The organism is Asanoa sp. NPDC049475 (assembly GCF_040676915.1).
Lineage (GTDB): Bacteria > Actinomycetota > Actinomycetes > Mycobacteriales > Micromonosporaceae > Asanoa.
The window spans coordinates 439,299-459,895 of record NZ_JBFAPY010000006.1 but is presented as its reverse complement, the minus strand read 5'-3'; the positions used below and the strand labels follow the sequence as shown (position 1 = coordinate 459,895).

At 69.5% G+C, this 20,597-nt stretch carries 16 protein-coding genes; 7 read left to right on the top strand and 9 right to left on the bottom strand.

Translation table 11 applies throughout. From position 1 onward, the window contains the following. Nucleotides 1-6 precede the first annotated feature (6 nt). From AB0J88_RS26385 to AB0J88_RS26370, 4 genes are all read right to left on the bottom strand, one after another. The gene (locus tag AB0J88_RS26385; RefSeq protein ID WP_364351361.1) at nt 7-750 is read right to left on the bottom strand and encodes an ABC transporter permease; all 744 of its coding nucleotides are present in this window, start codon (nt 748-750) and stop codon (nt 7-9) included. Next, nucleotides 750-1,694, bottom strand: a complete 945-nt coding sequence (locus AB0J88_RS26380) for an ATP-binding cassette domain-containing protein (RefSeq protein WP_364351364.1) — start codon at nt 1,692-1,694, stop codon at nt 750-752. The genes AB0J88_RS26385 and AB0J88_RS26380 overlap by 1 nt, the downstream gene beginning before the upstream one ends. Nucleotides 1,695-1,775: 81 nt before the next feature. Further along, nucleotides 1,776-2,909, bottom strand: a complete 1,134-nt coding sequence (locus AB0J88_RS26375; protein WP_364351367.1) for an MFS transporter — start codon at nt 2,907-2,909, stop codon at nt 1,776-1,778. Nucleotides 2,910-2,978: 69 nt separating this feature from the next. Next, nucleotides 2,979-3,836: an NAD(P)-binding domain-containing protein gene (locus tag AB0J88_RS26370; RefSeq protein ID WP_364351370.1), complete on the bottom strand. Its 858-nt coding sequence runs from the start codon at nt 3,834-3,836 to the stop codon at nt 2,979-2,981. Nucleotides 3,837-3,930: 94 nt separating this feature from the next. Here AB0J88_RS26370 and AB0J88_RS26365 point away from each other — a divergent pair, with 94 nt between their 5' ends. Next, nucleotides 3,931-4,089 (top strand): hypothetical protein, encoded by a 159-nt coding sequence (locus AB0J88_RS26365; RefSeq protein ID WP_364351373.1) that lies wholly within the window; start codon nt 3,931-3,933, stop codon nt 4,087-4,089. A gap of 119 nt (nt 4,090-4,208) precedes the next feature. Here AB0J88_RS26365 and AB0J88_RS26360 read toward each other — a convergent pair whose 3' ends face one another. Together AB0J88_RS26360 and AB0J88_RS26355 are read right to left on the bottom strand one after the other, a co-directional pair. After that, complete coding sequence (locus AB0J88_RS26360; protein WP_364351376.1) at nt 4,209-5,435, bottom strand: inositol-3-phosphate synthase; 1,227 nt, start codon at nt 5,433-5,435, stop codon at nt 4,209-4,211. A gap of 11 nt (nt 5,436-5,446) precedes the next feature. Next, nucleotides 5,447-6,055, bottom strand: coding sequence for a hypothetical protein (locus AB0J88_RS26355; RefSeq protein WP_364351379.1), 609 nt, complete (start codon nt 6,053-6,055; stop codon nt 5,447-5,449). A 118-nt stretch (nt 6,056-6,173) separates the two neighbouring features. Between AB0J88_RS26355 and AB0J88_RS26350 the strand changes: the two genes are divergently transcribed. The 4 genes from AB0J88_RS26350 (at nt 6,174) to AB0J88_RS26335 (ending at nt 11,709) form a co-directional block, all read left to right on the top strand. Beyond that, the gene (locus tag AB0J88_RS26350; protein ID WP_364351382.1) at nt 6,174-8,231 is read left to right on the top strand and encodes a transglycosylase domain-containing protein; all 2,058 of its coding nucleotides are present in this window, start codon (nt 6,174-6,176) and stop codon (nt 8,229-8,231) included. Between the two features lie 277 nt (nt 8,232-8,508). Then, nucleotides 8,509-9,807 carry a hypothetical protein gene (locus AB0J88_RS26345; protein ID WP_364352070.1) on the top strand — a complete coding sequence of 433 codons (1,299 nt, stop codon included), beginning with the start codon at nt 8,509-8,511 and terminating at the stop codon, nt 9,805-9,807. A 175-nt stretch (nt 9,808-9,982) separates the two neighbouring features. Then, a complete protein-coding gene (locus AB0J88_RS26340; RefSeq protein ID WP_364351385.1) occupies nt 9,983-11,164 on the top strand; it encodes a tetratricopeptide repeat protein in 1,182 nt (393 codons plus the stop codon). 68 nt (nt 11,165-11,232) lie between these two features. Continuing rightward, nucleotides 11,233-11,709 carry a hypothetical protein gene (locus AB0J88_RS26335; RefSeq protein WP_364351388.1) on the top strand — a complete coding sequence of 159 codons (477 nt, stop codon included), beginning with the start codon at nt 11,233-11,235 and terminating at the stop codon, nt 11,707-11,709. Nucleotides 11,710-11,759: 50 nt separating this feature from the next. Here AB0J88_RS26335 and AB0J88_RS26330 read toward each other — a convergent pair whose 3' ends face one another. Then, entirely contained in the window at nt 11,760-12,323 is a 564-nt protein-coding gene (locus AB0J88_RS26330; protein ID WP_364352073.1) for a dihydrofolate reductase family protein, read from the bottom strand. Nucleotides 12,324-12,731: 408 nt separating this feature from the next. Here AB0J88_RS26330 and AB0J88_RS26325 point away from each other — a divergent pair, with 408 nt between their 5' ends. After that, nucleotides 12,732-13,226, top strand: a complete 495-nt coding sequence (locus AB0J88_RS26325) for a hypothetical protein (protein ID WP_364351391.1) — start codon at nt 12,732-12,734, stop codon at nt 13,224-13,226. A 30-nt stretch (nt 13,227-13,256) separates the two neighbouring features. Here AB0J88_RS26325 and AB0J88_RS26320 read toward each other — a convergent pair whose 3' ends face one another. Beyond that, complete coding sequence (locus AB0J88_RS26320; RefSeq protein ID WP_364351394.1) at nt 13,257-14,009, bottom strand: helix-turn-helix transcriptional regulator; 753 nt, start codon at nt 14,007-14,009, stop codon at nt 13,257-13,259. A 533-nt stretch (nt 14,010-14,542) separates the two neighbouring features. Between AB0J88_RS26320 and AB0J88_RS26315 the strand changes: the two genes are divergently transcribed. Beyond that, entirely contained in the window at nt 14,543-17,482 is a 2,940-nt protein-coding gene (locus AB0J88_RS26315) for a M4 family metallopeptidase (RefSeq protein ID WP_364351397.1), read from the top strand. 56 nt (nt 17,483-17,538) lie between these two features. Here the strand turns inward: AB0J88_RS26315 and AB0J88_RS26310 are convergent, their stop codons facing one another. Then, nucleotides 17,539-20,505 carry an AAA family ATPase gene (locus AB0J88_RS26310; RefSeq protein ID WP_364351400.1) on the bottom strand — a complete coding sequence of 989 codons (2,967 nt, stop codon included), beginning with the start codon at nt 20,503-20,505 and terminating at the stop codon, nt 17,539-17,541. Nucleotides 20,506-20,597 lie beyond the last annotated feature (92 nt).

Genomic DNA, 20,597 nt, shown 5'->3' with positions numbered 1-20,597 from the left:
ACGCTGTCAGGCGCGCTTCTTGAAGGTGGACAGCGACCAGAGGTAGCCGACCAGGGCGATTCCCACGCACCAGCCGACCGCGACGATCGCCTTGGTGCCGGAGACCTCGCCGACGAGCAGGCCGCGCAGGGTCTCGATGATGGGCGTGAAGGGCTGGTACTCGGCGAACTGCCGGACACCCGGTGCCATCGTCTCGGCCGGGACGATCGCGCTGCTGAGGAACGGCAACATGATCAGCGGGACGGTGACCATTCCGGCCGACTCCGGAGTCTTGGCGGACAGGCCGAGCGCGACCGTGATCCACGTGGTGGCGAACGCGACCAGGACCAGCAGGCCGATCGCGCCGAGCCAGTCGGTGAAGCCCGCCGGCGACCGGAACCCGAAGGCCAGGGCCACACCGGTCACCGCGGCAAGAGCGATCACGGTGCGCAGCATGCTGGCCGCGACGTGTGCGCTGAGGACGGCGCTGCGCGAGATGTCCATGACCTTGAACCTGTTGATGATGCCCTTGGTCATGTCGGAGTTGACCGACAGCGCGGTCGCGGACAGTCCATAGCAGATGGTCAGGATCAGCATGCCCGGCGTCGCGTAGTCGATGTAGTTGCCGGGTATGTCGAACGCGCCGCCAATGACGTAGACGAACATCAGCAGGAGCACGATCGGGAACAGGATCGCGTTGAACACCGCGACGGGGTTGCGGAGGGTGTGCTTGAAGTTGCGACTGAGCATGGTCGTCGTCGAGCTGGGCATTATGCGCTCACCTTCGTGCTGGTCTTGCCGGTCAGGGCGAGGAAGACGTCGTCGAGGTCGGGGGTGTGGACGGAGAACTCCTCGACATCCAGGTTGTGGGTGTCGAGCTGGGTGAGGAGGCCGCGGACGGACCTGGCGCTGCCGTCGCTGGGTGCACGGAGGACCAGGTCGTCCTCGGCGTCGCGGGTGGCGTCGGCCAAGACCTTGGCGGCGGTCTCGAGGTCGAGGTCGGTGGTGAACCGCAGCCGGACGTGGCTGCCGGGGATCTGCCGCTTGAGCTCGGCCGGGGTGCCCTGGGCGACAATCCGCCCACCGTCGAGCACCGCGATCCGGTCGGCGAGCCGGTCGGCCTCTTCGAGGTACTGGGTGGTCAGGAAGATCGTGACGCCGTCGGCCACCAGCTGGCGGATGATCTCCCACATCGTGCGGCGGCTGCGCGGGTCCAGACCCGTGGTGGGCTCGTCGAGGAAGATGATGCTGGGCTTGCCGACCAGGGTCATCGCCAGGTCGAGCTTGCGGCGCATGCCGCCGGAGTAGGTCGAGGCCAGCTTCTGCGCCGACTCGGTCAGGTCGAACCGCTCGAGCAGATCATCGACGACCCGCTTGCTCTCGGCCCGGCCGAGGCGCTTGAGGTCCGCGATCAGCTGCAGGTTCTCGCGGCCGGTCAGCAGGTCGTCGACCGCGGCGAACTGACCGGTGACCCCGATCGCCGCCCGCACGGCCTTGGTCTCGCCGGCAACGTCGTGACCGGCCACCCGGATGCTGCCGGCGTCGGCCGTCATCAGGGTGGTCAGCACGTTGACCGTCGTGGTCTTGCCGGCCCCGTTGGGGCCGAGGAGAGAGAAGATCGTCCCGGTGGGAACGTCCAGATCGATGCCGTCGAGGACGACCTTGTCCTTGTACGCCTTCCGCAACCCGGAAGCGGTGATCGCTGAGCTCGTCATGTGGACCAGATTCGACGGCCGCCCCGCCACCGCCCTGACACAGCCCTGACACGGCACCTGACACCTGTCTGGCCACGGAGGTCATCTGGTGCGGGTGGGGCGTAGTGCGACCAGTGCGACCACGGAGACGCCGGCGGCCACCGCGAACCCGATCGGGTACCCGGTGCCCGTCGCGAGCAGGCCGAAGCCCAAGGCGCCGACGCCGAGACCGGTGTCGTACGCGACGCTCCACAGTGCCGTGGCGACCCCGTAGCCGCTGGGTGACGTGGCCTGGAGCAGGACGGCGAGGCTGGCGTTTTGCACGATGCCGAAGCCGGCGCCGAAGACCGCCATTGCCGCCAGGACCGCTGCCGGATGGGTGGTGACGACCAGCACCGAGAGCCCGGCCGCGCCCGTGACCACGCCGGGCACCAGCAGGCGGTGTGCGCCGTGCCGATCGCCGAACAGGCCCGCCCACCAGCGGGCCGCGGTGCCGGTGACGGCCTGGACCAGCAGCGCGACGGCGACGAACCCGGCGCCGGCGTGGGGAAGGGCCGCCGGCAGGAAGGTGGCGACGATGCCACCGAGCATGGCGGCGCCGGCGAACACCAGCGACGGCCTTGCCAGGGTGGGCGTGCGGGCGGCGGCGACGATCCCGTCGTGGCTGGTCGCCCCCGCCGCGGCGGGAAGCGCTGGCAGTGCCGCCAGGCCGAGGAGCGCGATGGCGGCGCCGGCGGCGAAGACCACGTCGTAACCGACCTGCCCGGCCAGCCACAGGCCGGCCGGCATGCCCACGACGGCCGGCACGCCGGCGACCACCCCGAGCAGGCCGAGCCCCTCGCCGCGGCGTTGAGCGGGCACCAGTTCCGCACCCCAGGCGCCGCAGACGACGAAGATCGCGGCCAGGCCGGCGCCGCGCAGCACGCACACCGCGAGGACCACCGGCAGGCCGGCGGATATCGGCAGGGCGAGCGCGGGCAGGCCCAGCAGGAGAAGGCCTACAGCCAACACCGTGCGGTACCCGAACCGGGCGACCAGCCGCGGCAGCGCGAGTTCGGCGGCGACCGTGGTGAGCATCAGGGTGCCGGTCGACAGTCCGGCGCCCACCCCACCGTCGACGTACGCGGGCACCACGGACAGCAGGACGTAGAAGCTGGTCAGCCCGAGGAAATCCGCCGCGGACACCAGCATCAGGGGGCGCGTGATCAGCCGGGGCGCGGCAGTCATCGTGGTCATGAGCTGACCGTAGGAGCAAATCGGTACTCTGATGAGAGCCGAACCAATGACGAGAAGTTGGACCAATTTCTAGTCGAGCGTTGCGGTCAGGCCCTCCCCGCCGCGGCCGTCCGCGATGAGCGACTCGATGCGCGCCGCGACCGACGGCAGGCCGCCATCGCCGAGCCGGTGACCGGACCGCAGGTCGATCAGGTGTCGAATGACCGTCAGGTGTTCGGTGAGGTCGGCCGGACCACGCGGGTACGACGCCTGCCTCACCTCCGCGGCGGTGGCGCCGGCCGACGCGACGACGTGCCCGAGCTGCGTGGCCGCCGTTTCGGCGAACTCGGCGACGTCGATGTCGGTTCCCCGCGCGGCTTCGAGGGCCCGCAGCAGGCCGAGCTGGGCGTCGTACCACACCCCGAACAGGGCGAGGTCCCACACCGCGGCGGCCTCCGGTGCTTCTCCGACGAGCCGCGGCCTGCCCAGCAGAGCCAGCGTCGGCTGGTGTTGCTCGAAGCCGTCCCGGGAGCCGCTGTAGAGGATCGTGGCGGTGCCGGCGTCGATCATCTCGGGCGATGCCTGAATTCCGGCGTCGAGGTATCGCGCGCCCAACTCGTGCACCCGCCGCGCGGTGAGCCGCGCTTCCTCGGCCGTCCCCGTGTACAAGCCGACAATCGTCGTACCGGACTGGCCCGAGTCGATTTCCGCGAGACATTGCCGCACCGCCGCGTAGTCCGTCAGAGCCAGGAACACGAGCGTCCCGTGCGCCACCGCGTCGCCGACGGACCGTTGCGGCGACGCACCCAGCTCGGCGGCCCGACCAGGAGTGCGGTTCCACACCGCGACCTCGTGAGCACTTGCCAGAAGACGGCGGACGACCGCGCTGCCGATCGCTCCCGTGCCGACGACCGAGACCCTTGGCGGTGGTGAGTTGACCGTGCGCATGGCGCCATCTTCAGACGTCAACTCGGCTTGAGGTCAAGCTGTCGGAACTCACCGACGTGCCCGAGGACGCGTCCGTCCGATCGGTGAGAGCGCGATGACCCAAGCACCGGCAACCACGATCGACGTGCTGGTCGTCGACGACAACCCCATCATGCGAGGCGCCCTGCGGCGCGCCGTGCACGAGGTCGTCGGTGGTCGTGGCTGGCTCTCCCCGATCGCCGCGTCCGTGGCCGTGTCGATGAGCCGCGCGTAGACGCCCCAGCGTGTCAACCCCCGCGCACAACAGCCTCTCCGAGCGCGAGCCGCAGGTGGTGAACCTGCCGCCCAAGCTCGGAGTCCGCAGCCGGGCGGAGGCCATCGTCCACTGGACCACTAGCTCGCGTTGAGCCGCCGGAGCATCTCGTCCAGCGCTTGCCGTTGCGAGAAGAGGTCGTGCTCGGGATCGACGCCCTGCGGGTCCTTGAAATAGAACGACAGCCACTCCTGCACGCCCGACAGGCCTGCCCGGTGCGCCAGGTCGGTGAACAGCACCAGGTCGAGCACCAGCGGGGCAGCCAGGATCGAGTCACGACACAGGAAGTTGACCTTGATCTGCATCGGATAGCCGAGCCAACCGACGATGTCGATGTTGTCCCAGCCCTCCTTCGCGTCGCCGCGCGGGGGGTAATAGTTGATCCGCACCTGGTGGTGGAAGTCGCCGTAGAGCTCGGGGTGCCGGTCCGGTTCGAGGATCCGCTCGAGCACGCCGAGCTTCGACTTCTCCTTGGTCCGGAAGCTGTCCGGGTCGTCCAGCACCTCACCGTCGCGGTTGCCGAGGATGTTGGTCGAGTACCAGCCCTCGAGTCCGAGCATGCGCGTCTTCACCATCGGAGCCAGCGCGGTCTTCAGGAGGGTCTGCCCGGTCTTGAAGTCCTTGCCGCCGATCGGCACCCTGTTGGCGTGGGCGAGCTCCACCATGGCCGGCACGTCGACGGTGAGGTTCGGTGCCCCGTTGATGAAGGGCACACCCTCTTGGATCGCCGCGTACGCGTAGAGCATCGAGGGTGGGATGGCCGGGTCGTCCGCGTCCATCGCGGCTTCCAACGCGGCCAGGGTCCGGTGAGCCGGACTCGGCTCCAGGTAGACCTCGGTGGACGCGCACCAGATCACGACCAGCCGGTCGCACGCGTGTGACGCCTTGAAATCGCGGATGTCCTGGCGGATGGCCTCGGCCAGCGCGCGCCTGGTCGCCGCCGACTTGACGTTGGTGCCGTCGAGCCGCCGCACGTACGCCTGGTCGAAGACGGCCGGCATGGGCTCGATCTCCTTGAGGGTGGCGGCGACCGGTTCGATGTGGGCAAAGCGGTCGAGCACGCCGCACTTGAGTGCGGCCTCGTACGCGTTGTCCGAGAACGGGTCCCACGCGCCGAAGACCAGTTGGTCCAGCCCGGCGAGCGGCACGACGTCACCGAGGCCGCCGAGTTGGGTGAGCGAGCCGATCGGCTGGGCCAGGCCCTGCCTGATGAGCTCGACGCCGGCGATGAAGGTCGACGCGACGGCGCCGAGCCCTACGGTCAGCACGCCCAACCTGCCGGTCGCGGGCGCGATGCGGTTCTCCACGAGATCTCCTTCTAGTCGCGAAAGGGGCGAAGCTCGCCGCCGAGCGCCGCGAGCCGGCGCAGGGTGTACTCGGCGGCGTCGAAAGCGGTGCAGCCGTGGTAGATCCGGCCGTGGTCGTCGAACAGCCGACCGATGAACTCGCGCTCCCCGACCTCGTCGGCGGTCCACCGGTCCCAGAGCACGTGCCGCACGGCCGCCGTGACGTCGGTGTCCGCGTCCGCGAAGACGATCTCGTAGCCCTGGTCACGGAGGACGCCGATCAGGTGCTCGGCCGCCCTGGTCTCCATGCCGTCGGCGAGGAGCCCGTCCTCGTACACGATGCCGGGGAAGTCGATCGGAGCCGACGAGAAGTCGTTGGGCCGCATGAACTGGAAGACGAACGTCCGGCGCAGCACCTCCTGCACGTGCTCGGCCATCAGCGCCCGCCGGCCCTGCCCGGGACGACGGCTCTCCCAGACGCGTAGCTCCTGGGCGCGGTCGGGATCCCACCCCGCCATGCCGCCGACGATGACGTCGGGCTCGGGAAACTCCGCGTAGCGCAAGCGCCACATGCTCACGGTCTTGGCCTCGACGCCGAACATCGCCGCGATGTCGCCGACGCTGAGCATCTCTTTCACCATGCTGTGCCCTCCACAGGTTCGTAGAACCCCATCTACAAACTAGCGGAGCTGGCCCTCAGTTTGTCAACCATGGTCTACAAACTGATTTGGGAAGGCCCCGAGCGGGTATCGCTCTGCGATGCCCCAGACTCCGAGCGACGCGGTGTCGCCGGCCGGCACCGGTGCCGGCCAACCCGCCAAAGCCACGGGAAAGCGCTCGCGCCGCAAGACGTGGCTGCTCGGCGGCCTGGCCGTGCTCCTGGTCACGTGCGGCGGCGGCACCGCGATCGGCGCGCTCTACGTCGACACCGTGCCGCCGCCCGACGAGTTGGTGCTGCCCGAGTCGACGACGGTCTACTACGCCGACGGGAAGACGCCGATGGCGAAGCTGGGCACGGAGAACCGCACGATCCTGCCGTACGAGCAGATGAACGACGCCGTCAAGCAGGCCATCGTGGCGGCCGAGGACCGGACGTTCTGGACGAACGAGGGCATCGACTTCCGTGGCGTCATGCGCGCCGCGTGGAACAACGTCACGGGCGGTGACCGGCAGGGCGCTTCGACGATCACCCAGCAGTACGCCAGGATCGCCGCCGACCTGAAGGGGGTCACGTACTCCCGCAAACTGCGCGAGGCCGTCATGGCCTGGAAGCTGGACGACGAGCACAGCAAAGAGGAGATCCTCGGCTTCTATCTCAACACCGTGCCGTTCGGCCGGGGCGCATACGGCATCGAGGCGGCGGCCCAGGCGTTCTTCGGCAAGACCGCGCGCAAGGACGCCCCCCGCGAGAGCCAACTGACGGCCTCGGAGGCCGCGGTGCTGGCCGCGATGGTCAAGCAGCCGGAGGCGAATCCGGACGACCCTGAGGGGCAGCCCGGCTACGACCCGAAGCGCAACGACAAGGCGCGCCAGAACTCGATCGAACGGTGGCGTTACATCCGCGACGGGATGGTCGCGCTCGGCTATCTGACGGCGGCCGAAGGCGCGGACCTCGCCTACCCGGATACGGTCCGTGACTACGACCCCCGGGCCGGTCAGTCCGGCCTCGACCGGCCCACCGGGCTCGTCGTCAACCACGTGCTGAGCGAGTTGCGGGGCACCGAGCCGTTCAAGGACCGCCCGTTCGACTACGTCCGCAACGGCGGCTTCCGGATCGTGACGACGGTCGACAAGCGGGCACAGGAAGCGGCCGAGTCCGCCGCGAACCTCCGCGGCGAGAAGGCACCGGACGTGGTGCGGGGACAGCCCGAGAACTGGCAGTCCGCGCTGGTGGCCGTGGAACCCGGCAGCGGTCGCGTGCTCGCGTACTACGGCGGCGACGACGGCCTCGGGGCCGACTACGCCGGGTGGTACTTCGACGACGAAGGAAACGCGGCCGGGTTCGGGCAGCACCCGCCGGGCTCGTCCTTCAAGGTGTACGACCTCGCGGAGGCGGTGCGGCAGGACATCTCGCCGAAGCAGCGGTTCGACTCCCCGGCGACCAAGGAGTTCCCGAAGAGTGGCCGCACCCGCGACAGCGCGGCCGGGCCGATCCGCAACTCCGGCAGTGCGGCCTGCCAACCGCAGTGCACGCTCTGGGAGGCCACCGTCGCGTCGCTCAACACCACGTACTTCGCGCTCACCGAGGAGCTCGGCGTGCCTGCCGTCATCGACATGGCCCGCAAGGCCGGCGTCGAGTCGATGTGGGCCAACGAGCGGGGCAAGCCCGAGCCTGTCCGGGTCGACCTGCGTGAAACGAACGCGGCGTCGCGGTTCTCCACCGAGGTCGGCATCGGCCAGTACGGCATCACCGTGCAGGACCACGCGAACGGCATGGCGACCTTCGCGGCCGGCGGGAAGCGTGCGGAATCGCACTTCGTCCGGTCGGTGTCCAAAGGGGACGAGAAAATCTACGAGGAGCAGTTGACGCGGACGGACGTCGGGCTGAACGAAGAGCAGGCCAAGCAGCTCAACTGGACGCTGCGCCGGGTCGAGGCCGCGAAGGTGCCGGGCTGGGACGCGGCGGGCAAGACCGGCACCTGGCAGGCCGGCAAGAGCACCACGCAGAACCTGCATGCCTGGATGGTCGGCACACCGGTGCGATCGCCGCCGCCGTGTGGCTGGGCACCAAAGACGGCAAGCCGCTGCGCACCAAGGACGGCAGCTACGACGTGTACGGCGCCAGCCATCCGGGGCGGATCTGGCAGCAGTTCATGACAGAGGCGGCCAAGGCGATGGAGCTCGACCCAGACGACTATCGGTTCGCGGAGCCTGGGTTCCCGCAGGAAACGCCGTCCGCACCGCCCAGCGCGGAACCGCCGGCGCAGCCGACCGGCAGTCCCGAGACGACGGATTCGCCGCGACCGACGCCGTCGACCGAGCCCACACCAAAGCCGGAACCGACCAAGCCGCCGAAGCCGACCCCGTCCCCGCGTCCAACCGCATCGATCACGCCGCCGCCACCCCGCGAAGAGGCATGATGTAGACCTTGAGCATGGAAACCGAGGGTGGCCGGCGGCAAGGCCCGGACCGGCGCGGCTCGGCGGTGTTCGCCGGTGCGATCGGCGCGCTCGGCGGTGCGGCGCTGACCGCCGGTTGGGGCACCACCGCGATCGTCATCGGCGTGGTGGTCGGCGCAGTGGCGCTCGCGGCCGCCGACGTGGTCGCCCGGAGCCTCCAGAAGCCCGGCGAGATCCCGGCACTCTGGTCCCGCATCGTCGCGAGTGCCGCGCTCGTCGCCCCGCTCGGCTGGCTGGTCGGGCGGCTGACCGGGCTCGGCCCGATCGTCGTCGGGCTGCTCGCCGGCGCGCTGGTCGGGCTGCTCGGCATCCGGCCGCACAAGGTCGTGCTCGGTCCGCTGCTCGGCGCCGGTGTCGGCTGGGCGCTCGGCGCGATCTGGGGCGAGGTGCCGGCCGCCGTGGTCGCCGCCGTGACGGTGGTGGTCTTCCGTACCGCGTCGGCTTTGATCTTCCGAGACGCCCAGGTGAGCCTGCTCGCCGAGGACGTCGATCCGGCGGACCTGCCGTTCGTCGTGCCGCTCGAGGCCCGCACCCGCTATGTCGGCACCGGCTACGTGCGCGACCTGGCAACGGTCGTCGGCGGCGACTACCACCCCGCCACCCCTGACGTCGGCATCGTCGCCAGCCTCGACGACCTGGCCGGCCCGGCGTTCGCTCCGGGCGAGGTGGATCCGCGGGTACGGGAGTTCTACGAGCACACGACCCGGTTCAAGCTGGACATCGTCCCGGAGTGGCGGCTGTGGGTGCGTCCCGGCTACCTGCTCTACCGCACGCTGGTGGCGCGGCCGCTCGGCCAGGCCAACGTGCCGATGAACCAGCGCGAGACTCAACGCGGCATCCTCAGCCGGATCGACACGATCACGCGCCCGGACGACGCGACGGTCAGCGTGCGGGGGTGGATCCGGTCGTTCGCCGACACCGACGAGCCGATCTACGTCGGCATCTACACCACCTATCGACACAGGGACAGCGGGTACGTGAGTGTCGGCTTCCCGCTGCCCCAGGCGAGTTTCACGGCGACGCTGGAGCCCCGGAACCGTCCCGACGGCGGGCTGACGTTGAGCAGCCGTGGGCAAGGCGACCAGCCCGGCCACTACCTGACGTACGTCGACGCGCAGACCCGGCGGCTGACGGCTCTGAGCGTCCACGGCTTCGCGGAGCGGCTCGACGTCTTCGTCACCGCGGACGGCGACCTGGTCGCGGCGCACGCTTTCAGCGTCTTCGGCCTGCCGTTCCTGGTCCTCCACTACGACATGGACCGCCAGGTGGGGTGAGCTGGACGCGCCGCGCAGTCTGGCCGGCGGTGAAGAAGGCGGGGCTGTCCCTGGTCGTGGACACCCCCGCCTTCTTCGATCAGGCGGTGGCGGGGATGTCGCCGCAGCCGCCCCAGCGTCGGCCGGCCTCCTCCGTCTGGTGCCTGTTCTTCCGGGCCAGGACCTCGACCTGCCGGTGGCGGTCAGCCTCACCGGAAGCGACCCCGATGTGATCAGCGACAGCCTCGACGAGCTGGTTAGAGGCCATTTGCTCACCCCGACCGGCGGCGGCCGATACGTGCTGCACGATCTGGTCCGCGACTACGCGGGCGAGATCTCGGGCCGGATGGACCGTGAGGCCGCTCTGCATCGGGTGTTGGACGACTACGTCCACAGTGCCCACCGCGCCGACACCGTGCTCGGGACGACTCGTTGGCAACCGCCTTCGCCGGCTCGAGACGGCGTCCGCCCGGAGACCATCGACACCAAGGCACAGGCGGTGAGCTGGTTCGAGACCCACCGCGACAGCATTTCCGCCGTCATTGACGCATCGGCCGACACCGACCACCAGGCCACGTGGCGGATCGCCGCTTCGGTAGCCAACTTCCTGAGCCGCTCGGGCTACCGTCGCCAGCCGCTCGAGATGCTGCACGTCGGGCTCAGCGCGGCGATGAAGGCCGACGAGACGGCAACCGCGGAATGCCATCGGCTGCTCGGTCGTGCGTACGCCGTGGCCGGTGAGTTCCCACCGCCTCACGAGCATCTCTCAACCGCGCTCGCGACGTTCGCCGCCGTAGCTGACACCGCCGGTCTCGCCATCGCCAACCGCAACCTGGCCTGGCTCTTCGAGCAGGAGGGAGAGGATGCGATGTCGCTGCTGCACAACACCCGTGCCCTGGACCTCTACAACGAGCGATCGGAGCCGCGCGGCCAGGCTCTGGCGCTCAACGCGATCGGTTGGGACCACGCACGAATGGCCTCGTACGATCTCGCGCTCAGCTACTGCGGGCAGGCGATCGACGTGCTCGAGGACCTGGATGACCACCTGGGTGTCGCCGTCACGCTCGACAGTCTCGGCTACATCCACCATCGTCGCGGCGACCATGCGCGCGCCATCGCCTGCTACGGGCGTTCGCTGGCGCTGCTGCCCGACCCGCATGACCGCTACAACCGGGCGGAGGTCCTCGATCAGCTCGGCGATGCCCACTTCGCCAACCACGACCGTGCGGCAGCGGCAGAAGCGTGGTTGGCCGCCGCGGATCTCCTGAGGGAGCTCGACCATCCGGACCTGCACGCCGTGCTGCGCAAGCTGGCGGGCGCCGCCGCTCATGCGGCGGCTCCACAAAGTCGCCACAAACGGGCCGCAACACACCGCTGAGATATTCGAGCCGCTGAGTTCGAGAAAGGGAGAACGTGTTGCGTAAGTCATGGCTCGGAAGGGCACTGGTGGCCGTAGTCGTCTCGGCCGTAGCGGTCTTGTCGCTGGGCACGCCCGCATTCGCCGGGGAACAGGAGCGATGGTTCCACGTCGGGGGTGATGCGACACATGAGAACTACATCGATATCTACGCCAAGGTCTACATCCGTGCTGACGGTGCTACCAACTACGTTTTCAGCGACTCTGGTGTGCGCTTCGGGGCCAAGGCGACGTCTGCCACCGGCTGCAAGATCACGAGCTGGGTGATCCTCCGTACCTGGGCGAACCCCAACACCTGGGAGGGACCCCGCACCACCTTCAGCTGCGCGAATGCTCTCGCCGCCGCCGGGCCGATGCCGGCATCCGAACGGACCTACGACCACTGGGCTGGTTACACCAGCGGCCAGGGCGCACAGGCACGCACCTGCGTCGATCTCTACTACAACTACTCCTCCTCGTCCGGGTGGCAGCGTTGCTACACCACGGACCTCATCTGGACGACCTGAACAACATCAGGTGCCCGACCGGCCGGCCGGGCACCTGATCGGGCTGTCGTTCAGTGAGCGAGAGTGCGGTAGCGGAGGTGCACGACGCCGTTCTTGAACCGGCGCTCGTCGAGGAGTTCGAGGTTGCCGCGCGTGCCCGTCGGCAGCCCTGGCTTGCCCCCGCCGACGAAGGCGGGCCAGACGAATAGCTGGCACTCGTCGACTAGCCCGGCCTTGAAAGCCTGCGCGGCGAGGTTGGCACCTCCGACGGTGAGATCCTTGCTGGCGGTGGCCTTCAGTTCGCGTACCGCGGCGGGGTCGAAATGGTCTTCCATCCGGGTGTCGGCAGTTGGCACCGAGGTGAGAGTCGTGGAGTAGACGACTTTGCCCGCCGCCTGCCAGACCCGCGAGAATTCGGCCATGAGGTCGGACTTCGCGGCCAGAGCGGCGTCGGTCTCCCAGACGGCCATCGACTCGTAGAGCCGCCGCCCGTAGAGAAACGTGCTCGCAGACCGCAGGATGTCGGTGGTGAACGCGAACAACTCGTCGTCGGGCGCCCCAAAATCGAAGGCGCCGCGCTCGTCCTCGATGTAGCCGTCAAGCGACACGTTCGTCACGTAAATCAACTTCGCCATGCCGTACCTCTCGATGGTCGATCGAATATCGGACCGTCTCACGACTCCCGTGTCTCGGGATGCCGATGCGACTGCCCTCACCCGTTCTACGAACGACTCGCGGCAGTTCCGACACCGCGCGGGCAAGTCATCTGCCGGCACCGGTCTCGGTCGAAGACGAAGCCTATGAGTTGCTGGCATGGGGACGGTCACACCGCTGCCTGGCTCCCCGCCGTACTCGCTGCTCACGATCGATGACGTGCCTTACCTCGCGACGTGGCTGGAAGAATGCGCCGCGCAGTGGCGATAGCGACGGGCCGGCCGGACCGCGGCGTCGCGCGTCCTCCTCGGCGGCGGCTCCTTCCCGGATGTGGCCCACCACCTGGGGTTAGTATCGTCGGGTTGATCAACTTGAGGCGAGGAGTGTCGATGCGACGCGCGGCGGTCACCCTGACGGCGTTGGCTCTGGCCGTGGTAGCGACGGCGTGCGATTCGGCGCCGGTCGCCGCTCCACCGGCCGCGCCGGCGCCGACCAGCGCCGCCCCGCCGCCCGCCACGGCCGCGCGTCCCGCCACCGCGGCCGTCTGCGCCGAGGCGGTCCAGATCAGCGACGCCGGCGCGAAGGCGTACAGCCGGACCCTCGACGAGCTGTACGTGCTCGCCCGCTCCGACCTCGACCAGGCGACGATCGACGCGCGCTCCGCCGAGAAGGAACGGGTGTTGGACGAGGCGGTGGACGTGTGGGCCGACCGACTGACCAAGCTGGCCCGGCTCGACGTCGACCCGCCGGCTCGCACAGCCCTGCTGGAGGGAGCCAGCACCATCGAACGCGTCAACGACCCGGCCACCCCGATCTCCGTCGGCGAGGTCCGCGCCACGCTGGAGCGCACGGGCCGCACGATCGCCGCGTCCTGCCCCGCCTAGCCCTCCTCGACGTGCCGGAGTAGGCGTAAATCACCGAAACTGCTCCGGCTGCTGCACGCTGTCGTCCTGGTCGCTCAGCCATCCCCACTTCGTCGCCAGGACGGCGATCTGGAAGCGGGTCCGGGCACCGAGCAGGGAACCCGCATCGCTGATGTGCTGCTGGACCGTACGGCGGCTTATGTTGAGGATTCGGGCGATCGTCTCGTCCTTCATTCCGACCGCCATCATGCGCAGGATTTCCCGTGTTCGCAGGTCTCGTCCCGAGGTGGGCAGGGCGTCGTCCGCGTCCGACAGGTCGTGCCGCTTCGTCAGCGTCACCGGCTCGGCGCGCTCCCACACGCTCTCGAACAGTGCCACGAGCGCCGTCACCAGCGCGGACGAGTGCACCACCAATGAGCCCGACGACGGGCGGTCGTCCCAGATCGGCAGCAGCGCGGCGGCCCGGTCGAAAATCACCAGCTTCAACGGGATCTGTGATGTCAGCCGCAGTTTGCCGCCCTGTCCCGTCCCGCGCAGGGCCGTCATCAGGGACACCGCGTCGGCGAAACCGTCCGTCTCGTACACCGATCGCATCCGGACACCGGGCTTCACTCCTAGCGCCCCAGCGGACGCCGACGCGCCCGTCACGTACGGCGGCTTCGCGAGATGCAGCACCTCGAACGAGCTTTCCGTGAGCAACTGGCGGTAGCGCGCGGGCACCTCGTCGTCGCTCTTGAGCACCTCCACCAGGTCCGTCGCGCGTGGCCCGGACGCCGCTTCGTGCGCTTCGAGGAGCCGCTCCACGAGATCCTCGACACGGGCCAGTTCGGCCCGCCGCCGGGCCAGCAGGGCACCGAGCGACGGTCGCGGCGGCGCGGCTGCCCATCGTGGCACCGCACCACCGATCCGCGACGCCAGCGCCGAGTCCACAAGGAGCCGCAGCGCTCGCTCCGCCTCCGACGGTGACACCCCGGCTGCGGACGTCACCTCGTCGTGGTCCGCCGATCGCACGCCCACCAGGTGCTGATACACGCGGCCGGCCACTGGATCCAGACCAGTTGCCGACCACGGTATATCCGGTTCGTCCATACGTTCTTATACCCCTCCGACGTGACGATGCTCGGAGTGCCTCTCGCTCCGATGAATCGGCGGTTACGGATCTGTAAGAAGCTGTCGAGTCCGTCCGCCGTGGACAGCCGCGGTGGACCTGCTCACTTGCGCAGATGCACAACATCGTCCTTGTGGCGGCAGCCGGCACCGAGGTGAGGTGGGCGAACCGGTGCGGAAACCAACTGGCCGGTTGCTGGAGCCTGTCCACAACCTTGCAGGAGCAACAATTGCGTAGATCCAAGGCGCTACCCGCGGTCGCCGTTCTGGCGGCGGCCGCCATCCTCGGAACCACCGCCCAGGCCGCGAACGCGGCGACCCCGCCGCCGGCACCCACGACGGCGTCGGAGGAGTCCGTCCCGGTCACCGTGGCGCCTGCCACCGACACCCCCGCGCTCGTGGACGAGGTGGCCGACCCGGTCGACGCCACGGTCGCACCGGACGTGGCCGCCAAAGCTCACCTCGCGAGCCACAAGGACCGCTACAAGATCGGCGATCCGGCCGGCACGCTCACCACGGCGAGCGTCGAGACGGAAGGCGAACGGGAGACGGTCCGGCTGGACCAGAGGTACAAAGGCCTGCCCGTGTTCGGCGCCCAGTACGTCGTACGCACGGAGAAAAGGCCCGGCAAGCGTACGGTGACCGGAACGTCGGGCAGCTACTTCACGAACCTGGACGTCGACACCACCGTCACCCCGATCCCCGCCGCGGTCGCTCTGTCCCGAGCGGTCGAGGAGGTGCGCAAGAGCCTGCACCCCGGAGCGGCGGTCGTGGCCTCCAGTCCGCGTCCCGGCGCGGCCGCCGCCGACCTCGTCGCCACCGACCAGGGGCTCGTGGTCATGCCGACCGGCACCGGTGTGCTCGCGCGGCGCGTACTCGTCAAGGGCAAGGACGTTGTCACGGGTCGGCCTGTGGTCCGCGACGTGTACGTGGGCGCGACGAACGGGGTGCCGCTGCTGAGCCTCAGCCGGATCAAGTCCTTCGTCTCCGCCCAGCAGGCCACCGCCCTGGCTGCCGGCAGCACGGCCACCGCGTCGCCGGCCGGCACGATGCCGCACGCGCAGAGCAACGGCACAGCGTCCGTCGTCGGCCAGGGCACCACCCTGCACGGCGCCACCGTGTCGCTCCCGCTCGTCCAGTCCGACGCCGGCTCGTACCTCATGAGGGATCAGACCCACACACAGCCGAACGGCCAGCCGGTGCCGATCACCACCTGGGATGCCCGGGGCCGGGACTACTACGACCTGATCGACGGCCAGTGGCCCGAGGGTCTGACGCCGTTCGCGTCGCCGTCGACCAAACTCGGCGCCGACCTGACCGACGCCGGAGCCGTGGACGCCGCCTGGGACGCCGCGAAGGTGTTCGAGTGGTACCAGGCGAACCTCCGGCGCAACAGCCTGGACAACGAGGGCATGCCGATCGACTCGATCGTGGGGATCACGTACGGCGGCTCGCCGTGGGTGAACGCCTACTGGGACGGCACCCGCATGGTGTACGGCAGCGGCGACGACGAGTATCTTCCGCTGGCCGCTGACCCGGACGTCGTTGGCCATGAGATGACGCACGGTGTGGTGGAGCACACCGCAAGCCTCGTCTACGCCGGACAACCGGGCGCGCTCAACGAGGCGATCGCCGACTACTTCGGCAACGCCATCGACGTCGACGCGTCGGGCACGTCGATGTCCGACCCGGAGGCCAGCCTGGTCGGCGGCGACCTCTGCCGCACGCTGGCTCCCGCCACGTGCGCCCTGCGCGACCTCGACGACGGCGCGACCACGGCGGACTTCCAGCACCTCATCGACACGCCATCGATGGACGACGGCGGCGTGCACCTCAACTCGACGATCGTGTCCGGTGCGCTCTGGGACCTGCGTCAAGCGCTCGGCAAGGAGGTCGCCGACAAGATCGTCTACCGCGCCCTCACCGACTACCTGACGCCCATGTCCGACTTCGTCGATGCCCGGGAAGCGGTGCTCGCCTCCGCCAAGTCGTTCCGCCTGAGCAAGGACGTCCTCAGGGTGGTACGAACGGCATTCGACTCGCGCGGGATCACCGCGAAATGGAAGGCGAACCTGTACGGCAAAGGCACCGACGTCCTGATCGACCGCCTCAACACCGGCATGTACGCCGACATGAAGGCGAGCATGGCGGGCGGCTGGTTCGCGGTGCCGCGATCGGACGCGAACCGCACGGAGCCGACATCGATCTGGGTGGGCCGCACCGACGGCAAGGGCACGCCGCACCGGATCTCCCCGAACGACGGGAGCATCCACAGTTTCCCGCACACCGACGGCAAGCGGGTCGTCTGGTTGGCGATCCGGCTGAACCCCGAGTCGCCGACATGGGAGACCAACCGCATCCTGTCGGCGCCGGTCGGCGGCGGCCCCGTCAAGGAGCTCTACAGCTCCCCGGAACGCATCGACGGCCTCGGCTTCGACGGCGACGTCGTCGCCTGGAGCCAGTACGACCCGACGCAGGGGTACCTCGACGTCGTGCGCTACCTGCGAGGCAGCTCGCGGACCGTGCACACCCTCGCACATCCGGACTGGTTCGGGAGCGCGACGGCGCCGAGCGTCAAGGGTGGGAAGATCTCCTACGTCCGTTACGAGAACTACGCGCAGCCCGACGCCAACGGCCAATGGTGGTCGCTGGGCGTCGAGGTCCATGACCTCGCGACCGGGCGGACGACCTACGCCGGCGGCGACGCCGGTGCCGAGAGGATGAGCTATCCAGACCTGTCCGACACCGGCACCGCCTGGATGACCGACCGGGACTACGGCACCATTGTCGACGGCGAGTGGACCAAGGGGGCGTACTACGACTCCGTGCGGCTCTTCGACTTCGCGACGCGCACCAGCCACCTGCTGTTCGAGGAGAACTCGCCGCAGGCGGTCCGCGCCGTCACCGTCGCGTTGTCCGACACGACCCTCACCGTCACCGAGGAGGCGCCGGTGAAGGCCTGGCTCGAGAGCGGCGGCTACCCGGGCAACGCGCTCAATCCGAAGCTCAAGCAATACACGTTCCAGGGGAAGTACATCGGGCCGGCGTCGTGCAGCCCGGGCGCCCAGATGTACGCGACGGCAGCGGCAGGACGCGAGGTGATCTTCATGGACTCGTCGGCGGCCGGCTTCGGCCTGGCGCACGCGAGGGGAGTCAAGTCCTGTAAGTAAGCCCCACAAACACCGGCGCGCTGGGATCTCCGCGCAGGAGGTCCCGGCGCGCCTGCTCAGGGTCCGGTGCCGTGGGCGGGCTTGAGCGCGACGAATCCCGCGACGGCCGCCGCCATCGCCAGCGCCGTCCGGGAGTTGACCTTTCGCTTGCGCATGGCCGAGTTGACGTGTGCGTCGACCGTTCTGGTGGAGAGTCCCAGCGCGTTGGCGATCTCCCGGTTGGTCCGACCCGTGGCGAGCAGACGGACCACCTCCAACTCGCGGGGCGAGAGGTCGTCGCCGTAGCCCTGTGGACCCCGTCGCGGCCTCCTTCGTCGACGGCCGTGCTCCGTCAGCACACGTTGGATCCGCTCGGCGTCGCCATGCGCGCCCAGGTCGGCCAGGTCCTGTCTGACCTGCGTCAGAAGGTGCACACCGTCGTCCGGGTGCGCGGTGGTGAGCAGACAGCCGGCCTGGCGTTTGCGGGCCAGCAGCGCATCGTACGGCCTGGGCAGCGTCTGCCAGGTGTCGGCGGCCTGACCGTACAGCTCAGCCGCCCGCATCGCCTCGCCGCGGCCTTCGGTGAGGATGGCCCGGCACAGCAGGAGGGCGGCCTGCCCGGCGGGTGCCTGACGGTCGCCAAGGTGCCGGGCGTAGGCGGTCACCAGCGCGGTCGCCTCGTCCATCCGGCCAGCCAGCAAGAGTGCCTGCACGCGGACCGGCGCGAGGTCCGTGGCGTACAGCCAGATGTTCTTCTCGGTGACCATCCGCAGGGGCTTCTCGGTCCACTTAAGAGCATCGTCGACCCGGCCGGCCAACAGGTGCAGGCGGGCCAACCCGGCGGCCGGCGTCAGCGACGGGTCGATGAGCACGCCACCGCCACGGCCCACCTCGACCGCTGATCGGAACGTCTGCTCCGCCTCCGCCCAGTCGCCGGCGGCGGTCTGCAGCAGACTGGTGATCAGCAGTGAGTCCACCTGGATCGTCGGTTCGTCCTCGAGCCCGGCCAGTGCGATGGCACGGTCGGCCAAGCCGTCCCAGGCGCCGGTGAACCAGTCGAGCCGTAGGTTGATCGAGCGGCATTGGTCCTGCAGCCGCTGGTATCCGTGCGTCCGCGCCAGCCGGGCGGCGAGCGTGATGCGATGACGGGCCTCGTCGTAGCGACCCCACTGCATCGCCGCCTCGCCCAGGTTGGCATTGCCGCGGACGATCTGGGACAGCTCGTCCGGGGTGTCCCCCTCGGTCGGGAACATGGCGGCGGAGGCCCAGCCGGCGTCGTCGCCCAGCACCAGAAGGATGGTAGCCCGGTCGGCGTGCACCGCCAGGCGGTTGCGTACTGGCGTGGCGGGGTCGGCCACGATGGTGGCCGCCCGGTCCAGCCAGCGCCGGTGGTCGCCGGCCGAACCGTGGGTGGTGCTCAGCCAGCTGAGCATGATCGTCGCCTGCAGGTCGTCCAACGGCCGCTCGGCGAGGTCCGGGATGGCTCGCTCCAGCGCGACGCAAGCTGCGGCGACCTCGCCGGTGTGCAGCAGCATCCGTCCCAACTGCCAACCGACCAGACCGCGCTCGGTGGAGGTGAGGGCAGGATCATCGCGCAGTCGGCGCAGCACCTCGACCAGGTCGTGCAGGAGCTCTTGGTCGACCCAGACCATCAGGACAGGCATCTTGCCCATCAACCGAACCACCGTGGCGGCCGGCAGGTCGACGCGGGTCAGCACCTCGTGGAGCATGCCCGCGACGGTCCGCGGGTCACCGGAGGACATGGCGAGATCGGCGGCCTGCTCGGCGTAGCGGCACCATTCGCCGACCGCACCTGCCTCCCGGAAATGCCGCTGCAGTTGGACGACCGGCGGCCGCGACAGGCGCTTCAGCACCTGGCCGGCGCGCAGGTGCTCCTTGCGACGTTTCCGGATCGGGATCGACTCGTACACCGCCCGGCAAGCCAGGGCGTGCCGGAAGGACAGTCGTCCAAGCCCGTCATCCTGCAGCAGCCGGCTGCCCAGCGCCTCGACAACCGCCTGCGGGCGCTGGCTGTGCGGCAGGTCGCACACGGCCAGCACGACGGTCTCCTCGGCCGGATCGCCAAGCACCGCGGCCGCCCGCAACACGGCCTGGGCCGGCGCGGTCAACCGGTCCACGCGTTCCAACACCGCATCCCGCACACTGGGCGGCACCGCGATGTCCTCCAGCGCTCGCCGCACCCACTCGCCGTCCTGGGTCACCAGGTCCGCCCGGTCACACAGCAGCCGCACCGACTCCTCGATGGCGAGCGGCAGCCCGTCGGTGTGTTCCCACAGGAACGTCGCGAACGCCGTGGAGACCGGTTCATCGTCCAACATGGACGAGATCAGCCGTTCCGTTTCCACCACGTCCAACGGGGCCAACTGCACCCGGAGCCGGGCCATTCCCTCGGGCAACCGGCTGGCCAACCAACGCAGGGACGAGTCGGCCGGCACATCTTCCGACCGGTATGTCAACACCAGACTCGGCTTCGGTGCGCGGCGCGCGGTCAGGAACAAGAGGAACTCCAGCGTCGCTTCGTCCGCCCAGTGCACGTCCTCCAGCACCAGGACTCGCAAGTCCAACCGGTCCAGCACCTCGGCCACCGCCCGGAACAACCGGTGTCGCGCCGCCGTCGGTTCGGTCAACGGCTCCGGAGCCGGTGGCAGGTCGGCCGTCCACTCCGGGAACAGTGGCCGCAACGCACCACCCAACGGGCTCAGACCCAAGTCGTCGACCCGGTCGACCGTGCTGATCAGCGCCTCCACCACTGGGCCGAGAGTGAACGGCTGCTGGAACGGCGGACACGTCCCTACGAGTACGCGCCCCGACCGGGGAGGCGTCGTGCTGGTGAGCAGTTCCCGCACCAGTCGGCTCTTGCCCATCCCCGCTTCGCCCTCGATCAGCACTGCCGCCGGCGGCCCCGCGAGCGCCTGTGCGATGGCGGCCACCTCGTGGTCGCGACCCGTGAAACGCGGCGCCCGAACCGCCGACGCACCTGCCAGTTGCCCGCCCCCGACACCGCTACTGGATCTTGTGCTCATCTCATTAATCTGAATATATACGGTGTCTGGGTCAAGGCTCTCGAATCGCTCGTGGCCGATGGGCTGCCGTCCGACCAGCCCGCGCATGATCG